Annotated in this window: 1 protein-coding gene; it reads left to right on the top strand. The window is 49.5% G+C overall.

The window, feature by feature from the left end; genetic code table 11:
• Positions 1-297 (top strand): Calx-beta domain-containing protein (locus LKE08_RS20710; protein WP_324706152.1); only part of this gene is annotated, 297 nt, incomplete at both ends.

Raw genomic sequence — 297 nt, 5'->3', positions numbered from 1 at the left:
AAGCGAACGGGGGACGGCTACCATTCTTGATGATGATTGGTCGGCACCGGAACTTCCCCAAATCGACATTTCCGGGAATGATGATGAACCCTTACCCAATATTTCGGTCAGTAATCGCCGAATTACCGAAGGGAACCGAGGCCGGAAAAACGCCAAATTCGCGGTCACTTTAGACAGTCCCAGCAGCGAAACTGTATCGGTGGATTACACCACCGTCAACAAAACTGCAAAAGCGAATCAAGACTACAAACGAACCCAAGATGTTCTCACCTTCCAACCCGGTGAAACGACTCAAAG

Source organism: Lyngbya sp. CCY1209 (assembly GCF_035615495.1).
Classification (GTDB): domain Bacteria; phylum Cyanobacteriota; class Cyanobacteriia; order Cyanobacteriales; family Microcoleaceae; genus Limnospira.
This window is presented reverse-complemented; position numbering and strand designations above follow the sequence as displayed.